The organism is Glycocaulis sp., assembly GCF_052168375.1.
Lineage (GTDB): Bacteria > Pseudomonadota > Alphaproteobacteria > Caulobacterales > Maricaulaceae > Glycocaulis.
This window is the reverse complement of the sequence record NZ_JBQLZR010000324.1, coordinates 1-7,350: the sequence shown is the minus strand read 5'-3', so window position 1 is coordinate 7,350 and position 7,350 is coordinate 1. Positions and strand designations below refer to the sequence as shown.

Sequence of the window (7,350 nt, the reverse complement as noted above, 5' to 3'; positions counted from 1 at the left end):
GCGGCACGCACCTTCCTGCCCTATTGCGCCCTCGTCCCGGTCATGGGCTTTGCGAGCTGGCAGCTGGATGGTCTGATGATCGGCACCACGCGCGGCCCGCTGATGCGCAATGCGATGATTGCCGCCTTCATCATTTATGCCGCGCTCGACCTCGTCTTGCGGCCCGCTTTTGGCGGCACCGGGCTCTGGCTCGCCTTTCTGGGCTATTACATAGCCCGGGCAGGCACGCTCAGCCTCGGCCTTGCGGGTCTCAAACGCGACGTACTCGCTCAGGCGTCAACGCCGACCGCTTCGTGAAGCGAGGTGTAACCATCGGCTTTCAGACGGGCCGCCAGACCCTCACGCAAACGGCCCACCAGTCCTGGCCCCTCATAGACGAGCGCGGTGTAGAGCTGGATCGCGCTCGCACCGGCGCGGATCTTGGCATAGGCGGTTTCCACCGAATTCACCCCGCCCACCCCGATCAGCGGCAGCTCCGGCCCCGCAAGGCGGCGCACCTGACGCAGCACTTCGGTCGAGGCGTGCGTGAGAGGAGCGCCTGACAATCCCCCCGCCTCGCCGCGATGCGGGCTTTTCAGCGTATCGGGACGGGCCAAAGTGGTATTGGAGACGATGAGGCCCGAAATGCGGTTTGCCATCGCTACCCGGACAATGGATTCGATGCCCGCCGCGTCGAGATCGGGCGCGATCTTCAGAAAGACCGGCTCCGTCCAGCGGGCATCGTTGACGCGCGCCAGCAGCGCGCCCAGCGCCTCTTCGCCCTGCATGTCGCGCAGGCCCGGCGTATTGGGCGAGGAAATGTTGATCGTGAAAAAGCCGGCCAGACCTTTCAGTGCCTTGACCAGCGTTACGTAGTCGGCCGCCCGGTCCTCGCTATCCTTGTTGGCACCCAGATTGATCCCGACAAGTCCGGGCTTGCCGGCGCGCGCTTCCAGCCGGGCTTTCAGCGCATCCAGCCCTTCATTGTTGAAACCCATGCGGTTGATGACGGCGCGGTCGGCGCGCAGGCGGAAGAGCCGGGGCTGCGGATTGCCCGCCTGCGGACGCGGCGTTACCGCCCCAAGCTCAACAAAGGCAAAGCCCGCCGCGAGCAGAGCGTCCGGCGCTTCGCCATTCTTGTCATAACCCGCCGCCAGCCCCACCGGGTGGGACAGCTCCAGCCCGGCAATGGAGGTCGCCAGCACAGGGTCTGCGCTGTCGGACAAGCGAGGGCCGAGACCGGCTGCAAGGGCTTTCAGGCTGATGCGATGGGCTGTCTCGGGCGGCAGGACTCCCAGCGCCTTCGCTCCCAGATCGGCAAGGCTCATCACAACTCCTCCGGCAGGCGCCATTCGCCCGCCTCGTCTCGTTTCAACAGATGAACCGCCCGTATCGCCGAAAAGGGCAAGGGCCCGTAAATGTGCGGGAAATCTTCACCGCCACGCGACTTTTCCCATTTCAGGCTTGCCCCTAGCGCGCCTGCATCAATCACCGCCAGCGCAACGCGCTCCAAAGTGGCAAAGTGCGTCAGCAGCGTGCCTTCGATCTGGTGACGCGCCGAGCAGTGAATGAAGCCGTCGCGCCTGTCATGCGCCTCGCCCTCGAACTGCCCGGCAAGGGCCGCCGCACCCAGCGCAGCCGGATCGGCGAAGCGGTAGATCACAGTATCGGTCATTGCTCCGCTCTAGCCCGGCGGAGAGACCCTCGCAAGTGGGCCGCGCCGGGTTGACATTCTTCCCCATGAAAGGAATAAAATCCTTGGACGTAAAGAAAGGAGGCGCGGCCATGCTCACCCATGCCCAGGTCTGGCGCGGCATTGACCGGCTGGCCCAGCGTGCCGGCACGTCTCCATCGGGCCTCGCCCGCATGGCGGGGCTGGACCCGACCACGTTCAATCCGTCCAAGCGCGCGTCTTCCTCGGACGCCAAGCCGCGCTGGCCGTCGACAGAAAGCCTTGCCAAGGCACTGGATGCGGCCAAGGTGAGCTTTGCAGAATTCGCCGGACTTGCCACCGACACCATGGCCGGACGCTCGGTGCCGCTTATCGGTCTGGCACAGGCCGGCAGTGAAGGGTTTTTCGATGATGCGGGCTTTCCCGCCGGTTCGGGCTGGGAGGAGGTCATCTTCCCCGGTCTCGACGACGAAGCCTGTTACGCGCTGGAAATCTCGGGCGAGTCCATGCTGCCGGTTTATCGGCCCGGCGACCGGATCGTGGTCGCTCCCCATGCCCAGTTGCGGCGCGGTGACCGGGTGGTGGCCAAGCTGCGCTCCGGCGAGGTAATGGCCAAGGAACTTGGCCGTACCACTGCCCGGACGATCGAGCTCGTCTCGCTCAATTCAGATTATGAAACCCGCGTTCTCGATGTCAGCGAGCTGGTCTGGATGGCCCGGATCGTCTGGGCGAGCCAGTAGGAGGCCTTAGTCATCCCCGCACGAGGCGGGGATACAGAGGGCATAGGGCGAAGGTCACTTAAAAATCATGGGTCCCGGCTCGGAGGCCGGGACCGCAGTGATTTATGCCACTCACCTCTCAACCGGGTTCGCGTCTGTGCGGGAACGACGAAGGAAGGAAGCAAGCGGGGAGCCCCTATTCTTCGTATGTGAACACTTCCTCCAGCGGCTTGCCAAAGGCACGCGCCACCCGGAAGGCAACCTCCAGAGACGGAGAATAGCGGCCCTGCTCCATCGCGATGACGGTCTGGCGGGTGATGCCGACCGCGTCAGCCAGTTGTTGTTGGGTCATCTCGCCAGCGTGAAATCGCTGCTCGCGGATCGTATTTGCGATGCGGGTCTTGCCCTTGCCCATGATCAGACACCCCGGCGATAGTCGATGATCTTGGAGACCGCCTTGACGATCTCGCCCAGCACCAGCCCGCCCAGGATCAGATTGACGATCCAGAAATGCTCGGCCGCCAGCATCGCCAGGCCCATGGCGCCCAGCGCCGCCGCGCCCAGGACGAACCCGCCACGCTGGTCACCGCGCATCTCGATGAGGCGGTCTCGCTCATCGCTGGTATCGGCATCTTTCGGTGCAAGCACCGCAATCGCGATATGGCCGATGATTGCGATCACGACCAGCGCCAGAACGCTCGCCAGCATCAGACCGTTGGACATCAGCAGGCCGACGCTCGTGTCGATCTCGCTACCCGACAGCAGCGGCGCACCCAGCACCAGCATGAAATAGGTGCCGTAGACCAGCACCATCGCGCCCAGCATCAGGGCGTTGCTTTTTTCCTGAAACGACATGTCAAACCTTTCCGACTTGAGGTATAAAAAACCTTACATGCACGGATGTAGGAAATAGCCGACCTTGTGTCAAGTTTTTCTTACTCGAAAATTTCAGGCGGCAACGCAGGGCGGGAAACTAGCCCGCGCTCAGGTCCTCACCCGCCAGTGCGCGGCGGATCAGGGTGAGGGTGCGCGGCAAGCCGTAAATGGCGGCAAACCCGCCAAAGCGCGGCCCTTGCGACTGGCCGAGCAGGATCTCGTAGAGCGCCTGGAACCAGTCGCGAAGCTGTTCAAACCCGGCATCCTTGCCGGCTGAATAGACCTCGGTCTGGATAGTCTCTGCATCGCGCTCATCGGGCGACAGCGCTTCAAGGCGTGCCACAAGGCCTTCCAGCCCGGCCCTTTCCTGCTCGTTCGCAGCGCGGTAGGATTTCGCCGGCTTCACGAAGTCCTCGTAATAGCTGAGCGCATAGTCGGCCAGCCGGTCGAGGAAAGGTTCGCTTTGCGGGCTGGTGCCCGGCGCATAGCGGCCAATGAAGCCCCAAAGGGTTTCCTTACTGGAGGCATTTGCCGCCGAGACGAGGTTCAGCATGAGCGCAAAGGAAATGTCCGCGCCGGGCTGGGGCGGCTCGCCGGAATGGATGTGCCAGACCGGGTTCTCGATGCGCTTGTCGGTGTCCTGACCATCGAAGGCAGCCAGATGCTGGCGATACTCGTCGACCGCTTTCGGGATCACATCGAAATAGAGCCGCTTGGCGGTTTTCGGCTTCTGGAACATGTAGAGCGACAGGCTTTCGGCGGGCGCATAGCGCAGCCATTCCTCCACCGCGATGCCATTGCCCTTGGTCTTGGAAATCTTCTCGCCCTGCTGGTCCAGGAACAGCTCGTAGCAGAACTGGACCGGCGGCTCCGCGCCCAGAATCCGGCAGATGCGCGAATAGATCGCGCCATTGACCTGGTGATCCTTGCCATACATCTCGAAATCGACGCCGAGCGCGGCCCAGCGTGCGCCAAAGTCCGGCTTCCATTGCAGCTTGGTGTTGCCGCCGGTCACAGGCAGGGTCAGCTCATCGCCATCCTCATCATCGAACGTGATGGTGCCGGCATCGGCATCAATTGCCTTCATGGGCACGTAGAGCACGCGGCCCGTCTTGGGGCTGATCGGCAGGAAGGGGCTGTAGGTGGCGCGCCGTTCTTCGCCCAGCGTGGGCAGCATCACCTTCATGATGTCATCATAGCGCGTCAGGGCATTACGCAGCATCTGGTCATAGGCGCCTGAGCGGTAAAGCTCGGTCGCGGACAGAAACTCGTAGTCGAAGCCGAAACTGTCGAGGAAGGCGCGCAAGCGGGCATTATTGTGATGGCCGAAGCTCTCATGCGTACCGAACGGGTCCGGCACATCGGTCAGGGGGCGCTGCAGCCAGGCCTCCAGCTTTTCCGGGTTCGGGATATTGCCCGGCACCTTGCGCATGCCATCCATATCGTCCGAGACGCAAATCAGCCGGGTCGGGATCTTGCCATCGGTCAGCACTTCGAAGGCATGGCGCACCATCGTGGTGCGCACCACTTCGCCGAACGTGCCGATATGGGGAAGACCGGACGGGCCATAGCCGGTCTCGAACACGACAGGCTTTGAGGCATCACCGCGCTTTTCCACGCGTTTGAGGAGTTCCCGCGCAAGCTCGAACGGCCAGGCTTTGGCGTTGTTGGCAAGGGCGGCAATGTCACTCATGGAATAAGCGTCCGTTTCAGGCGTTGACGATGGGCTGGCAGGTAGCCCCCGCACGCCCACCCGTCAATGACGGCCCTGCCCTAGCCTTCCACACCATCGTCGAAAATGGTTTCGATCGGGGTTGCGAAGACGCGTGCGATCCGGAACGCCAGCGGCAGGGACGGATCGTACTTGCCGTTTTCCAGCGAGATCACGGTCTGGCGCGACACGTCCAGCAACTCGGCCAGATGCGCCTGGCTCCAGCCGCGTTCGGCGCGCAAATCCTTCAGACGGTTCTTCATGTCTGCCGCTGGATCAGGACCGCGGACACCACACCGTAAAGGGCGGCAAACGCCGGGAAGAGATAAATCGCATCAAAGGCCGGCAGGTCCGCATGAAGCGTGACAAGCGCCCAGAAGGTCGCCGCGCACAGCACACCGCCCGCAGATATGGCTGTCGCCGTCGTCATCAGGCGGCGGATCATCTCGTCACTTTCAAGGATGATGTAGATCCAGACCACCACCCAGCCGGCGACAAGACCTACAGGCAGGCTTTGCAGCATGCCCTTGAAGAAGCCGTCCAGCTCGGGGACGAAGCGCATGGCCGCCAGAAGCGCGGCGACATAGGCCATCACGATACCCGCCTGAAGGGGTATCAGCAGAGCCGCCTTTATCTCCCGGCGCGGTGTTGCGGGCGCATTGGCAGCACGCTGGGATATCCGGTTCTCGCGGACCCACAGGCCAAAGACACCGAGCGTCGCGGCTGCCAGGACGACAAGGATGACCGGGTCGTCCGCGCCATCTGCCAGTTCAAAAGCGAAGGCCATGAACAGGCCAATCATCAGAAAAAGCAGGATGAGGGCGAACGTGCCGCTGGCACGTATCGGATGAAGCGTCCTGGCTTCCATGCGCGGTTTCTCCGTCATGAAGACGACCCGGCCGGTTGCTGTTGAGTGGCCTTGAGCATGCGCCGCTCGACTGCCGCCATGATCATGAGAACCGCAGCCGGCCCTGTGAAGGCGAAGGCCATGGACGGCGCATCCAGCAGGAGAAATGCCGCAACTGCGCCGAGATAGAGGAGCGCCGAACTGACCAGGAAGAGGCCGACCAGCGCGCCGCCGGCACGCCATGATTGCGATGTCTGACGGGCAGACGCGTTATCTGGGGTGTTCATGGGATTGTCCTTACGGATCACGCAAAGTGCCGGCCGGCGGCAAACAGCACGACATAGTAGGCCGGCACGGCGATCACCATTGTGAGAATTGGATCAAGGGACGGGGCCGAAACCAGCACACTTGCCACGCCCCACAGAAAGCTCACGGAGACGGCAAGCGCGCAGGCAATGGCCCAGGAGAGGATGTGGATACGCTGCTGCAGCTCGTCGAGCGCGCGGATCAGCATGACAATCTCGTACGTGGCGGCGCCAACGAACAGGACGGTAATGGCCATCATGGCGACGTCCAGCCCGCCCACCGTCTCGTCCCCGCCACCCAGAGCATAGTAGGCGATGAACAGCACAAGCTGCAGCACGACCAGTGCACTGCTGCGCCAGATATAGCGGCGGCGGGCAGCCGGCGGGGCAGAATAGGTTTCGGGCACGAGATTGATCATGATGCTCCTCAGGCCTGGCGGGTCTCACCACGCGTATGGCCGCCAGACAACAGGCGGATCAGCCAGTGGCGGTTTGCAAAAGCTGTCCAGCCCAGAACGAACATGGTCAGCCAGAAAAGCGCTTCGGTAGCCAAGGCTGCCGCAATCACGGCAAACACAAACATCGCCCGCGGCGCGTCCAAAAAATAGGCGGCTCCGACACCGGTCCAGGCGAGGCCGGTAGCACAGGCCGCAACCACCAGCAGACCAACGCGGATCTTCTTCGACATAGTCATGTGACGCACTCCCTTTGTAAAGCGTGCTTTACGAGATAGCGTCAAGCTCGCTTTACGTCAAGGGAGCTTTACACCTTTTTCCCGTGGGGACCGAAACTGGTTTCCTATCCCACCCTATGATAATAATTATCGTGATCAGCGTATGAATGGAGACGGTGATGCCTAGCAGCTACGCCCTTGGCGGACATTTTGAAGGCCTGATGGACGAGCTAATCGCGTCTGGCCGCTACAACTCGAAGAGCGAGATCATCCGCGAGGGGCTTCGCCTGCTTGAAGATCGGGAAGCGCTGCGTCAGGCGCGGCTTGAAACCTTACGCGCGGCTATTGCCGAAGGCGCCAATAGCGGCCCCGGCGTTGACGCGGATGCGTTGTTTGACCGGCTGGAAGTGAAATACCGCTCGATGGCGCAAGGCTCTGCGGAGTGAGTTCGCGCTTTTCGCCTGCAGCGGAACGCGATCTGGAAGAGATTGCTGACTATATTGCGCAGGATAATCCGAGGCGGGCGCTGAGTTTCATCGCAGAGCTTCGGCAGACAGCTGCCGACCTC

At 62.4% G+C, this 7,350-nt stretch carries 13 protein-coding genes and 1 pseudogene; 4 read left to right on the top strand and 10 right to left on the bottom strand.

From position 1 onward, the window contains the following. Nucleotides 1-297: pseudogene (locus ACTS2Z_RS13495) on the top strand (MATE family efflux transporter); the annotation flags it as partial. On the opposite strand, the gene ACTS2Z_RS13490 reads toward ACTS2Z_RS13495, so the two are convergent. Continuing rightward, nucleotides 270-1,307 (bottom strand): quinone-dependent dihydroorotate dehydrogenase, encoded by a 1,038-nt coding sequence (locus tag ACTS2Z_RS13490; protein ID WP_442573726.1) that lies wholly within the window; start codon nucleotides 1,305-1,307, stop codon nucleotides 270-272. The pseudogene ACTS2Z_RS13495 and the gene ACTS2Z_RS13490 sit on opposite strands and share 28 nt — an antisense overlap. Continuing rightward, nucleotides 1,307-1,654, bottom strand: a complete 348-nt coding sequence (locus tag ACTS2Z_RS13485) for a DUF952 domain-containing protein (RefSeq protein ID WP_442573725.1) — start codon at nucleotides 1,652-1,654, stop codon at nucleotides 1,307-1,309. Before ACTS2Z_RS13485 ends, ACTS2Z_RS13490 begins: the two co-directional genes overlap by 1 nt. 110 nt (nucleotides 1,655-1,764) lie before the next feature. Between ACTS2Z_RS13485 and ACTS2Z_RS13480 the strand changes: the two genes are divergently transcribed. Beyond that, the gene (locus ACTS2Z_RS13480; protein WP_442573724.1) at nucleotides 1,765-2,391 is read left to right on the top strand and encodes a S24 family peptidase; all 627 of its coding nucleotides are present in this window, start codon (nucleotides 1,765-1,767) and stop codon (nucleotides 2,389-2,391) included. A 175-nt stretch (nucleotides 2,392-2,566) separates the two neighbouring features. Here ACTS2Z_RS13480 and ACTS2Z_RS13475 read toward each other — a convergent pair whose 3' ends face one another. The 8 genes from ACTS2Z_RS13475 to ACTS2Z_RS13440 form a co-directional block, all read right to left on the bottom strand. Beyond that, entirely contained in the window at nucleotides 2,567-2,785 is a 219-nt protein-coding gene (locus ACTS2Z_RS13475) for a helix-turn-helix transcriptional regulator (protein ID WP_442573723.1), read from the bottom strand. 2 nt (nucleotides 2,786-2,787) lie between these two features. Further along, a complete protein-coding gene (locus ACTS2Z_RS13470) occupies nucleotides 2,788-3,225 on the bottom strand; it encodes a hypothetical protein (RefSeq protein WP_442573722.1) in 438 nt (145 codons plus the stop codon). Between the two features lie 118 nt (nucleotides 3,226-3,343). Next, entirely contained in the window at nucleotides 3,344-4,939 is a 1,596-nt protein-coding gene (locus ACTS2Z_RS13465) for a lysine--tRNA ligase (protein ID WP_442573721.1), read from the bottom strand. An 80-nt stretch (nucleotides 4,940-5,019) separates the two neighbouring features. Then, the gene (locus ACTS2Z_RS13460) at nucleotides 5,020-5,220 is read right to left on the bottom strand and encodes a helix-turn-helix transcriptional regulator (RefSeq protein WP_442573720.1); all 201 of its coding nucleotides are present in this window, start codon (nucleotides 5,218-5,220) and stop codon (nucleotides 5,020-5,022) included. Continuing rightward, nucleotides 5,217-5,843, bottom strand: a complete 627-nt coding sequence (locus ACTS2Z_RS13455) for a hypothetical protein (RefSeq protein WP_442573719.1) — start codon at nucleotides 5,841-5,843, stop codon at nucleotides 5,217-5,219. Before ACTS2Z_RS13455 ends, ACTS2Z_RS13460 begins: the two co-directional genes overlap by 4 nt. Continuing rightward, nucleotides 5,840-6,091: a hypothetical protein gene (locus ACTS2Z_RS13450; RefSeq protein ID WP_442573718.1), complete on the bottom strand. Its 252-nt coding sequence runs from the start codon at nucleotides 6,089-6,091 to the stop codon at nucleotides 5,840-5,842. Before ACTS2Z_RS13450 ends, ACTS2Z_RS13455 begins: the two co-directional genes overlap by 4 nt. A gap of 17 nt (nucleotides 6,092-6,108) precedes the next feature. After that, entirely contained in the window at nucleotides 6,109-6,528 is a 420-nt protein-coding gene (locus tag ACTS2Z_RS13445) for a hypothetical protein (protein ID WP_442573717.1), read from the bottom strand. An 8-nt stretch (nucleotides 6,529-6,536) separates the two neighbouring features. Beyond that, nucleotides 6,537-6,803, bottom strand: a complete 267-nt coding sequence (locus ACTS2Z_RS13440) for a hypothetical protein (protein WP_442573716.1) — start codon at nucleotides 6,801-6,803, stop codon at nucleotides 6,537-6,539. Between the two features lie 158 nt (nucleotides 6,804-6,961). On the opposite strand from ACTS2Z_RS13440, the gene ACTS2Z_RS13435 reads away from it, so the two are divergent. Continuing rightward, nucleotides 6,962-7,228, top strand: a complete 267-nt coding sequence (locus ACTS2Z_RS13435; RefSeq protein ID WP_442573715.1) for a type II toxin-antitoxin system ParD family antitoxin — start codon at nucleotides 6,962-6,964, stop codon at nucleotides 7,226-7,228. Beyond that, nucleotides 7,225-7,350 (top strand): type II toxin-antitoxin system RelE/ParE family toxin (locus tag ACTS2Z_RS13430; RefSeq protein ID WP_442573727.1); only part of this gene is annotated, 126 nt, incomplete at its 3' end. The genes ACTS2Z_RS13435 and ACTS2Z_RS13430, both read left to right, overlap by 4 nt.

What these genes read in the sequence shown, in the direction of transcription:
- ACTS2Z_RS13445 (WP_442573717.1), bottom strand. Translation starts at nt 6,528, where the DNA reads ATGATCAATCTCGTGCCCGAAACCTATTCTGCCCCGCCGGCTGCCCGC.
- ACTS2Z_RS13490 (WP_442573726.1), bottom strand. Translation starts at nt 1,307, where the DNA reads ATGAGCCTTGCCGATCTGGGAGCGAAGGCGCTGGGAGTCCTGCCGCCC.
- ACTS2Z_RS13485 (WP_442573725.1), bottom strand. Translation starts at nt 1,654, where the DNA reads ATGACCGATACTGTGATCTACCGCTTCGCCGATCCGGCTGCGCTGGGT.
- ACTS2Z_RS13435 (WP_442573715.1), top strand. Translation starts at nt 6,962, where the DNA reads ATGCCTAGCAGCTACGCCCTTGGCGGACATTTTGAAGGCCTGATGGAC.
- ACTS2Z_RS13480 (WP_442573724.1), top strand. Translation starts at nt 1,765, where the DNA reads ATGCTCACCCATGCCCAGGTCTGGCGCGGCATTGACCGGCTGGCCCAG.
- ACTS2Z_RS13455 (WP_442573719.1), bottom strand. Translation starts at nt 5,843, where the DNA reads ATGACGGAGAAACCGCGCATGGAAGCCAGGACGCTTCATCCGATACGT.
- ACTS2Z_RS13475 (WP_442573723.1), bottom strand. Translation starts at nt 2,785, where the DNA reads ATGGGCAAGGGCAAGACCCGCATCGCAAATACGATCCGCGAGCAGCGA.
- ACTS2Z_RS13460 (WP_442573720.1), bottom strand. Translation starts at nt 5,220, where the DNA reads ATGAAGAACCGTCTGAAGGATTTGCGCGCCGAACGCGGCTGGAGCCAG.
- ACTS2Z_RS13450 (WP_442573718.1), bottom strand. Translation starts at nt 6,091, where the DNA reads ATGAACACCCCAGATAACGCGTCTGCCCGTCAGACATCGCAATCATGG.
- ACTS2Z_RS13470 (WP_442573722.1), bottom strand. Translation starts at nt 3,225, where the DNA reads ATGTCGTTTCAGGAAAAAAGCAACGCCCTGATGCTGGGCGCGATGGTG.
- ACTS2Z_RS13465 (WP_442573721.1), bottom strand. Translation starts at nt 4,939, where the DNA reads ATGAGTGACATTGCCGCCCTTGCCAACAACGCCAAAGCCTGGCCGTTC.
- ACTS2Z_RS13440 (WP_442573716.1), bottom strand. Translation starts at nt 6,803, where the DNA reads ATGACTATGTCGAAGAAGATCCGCGTTGGTCTGCTGGTGGTTGCGGCC.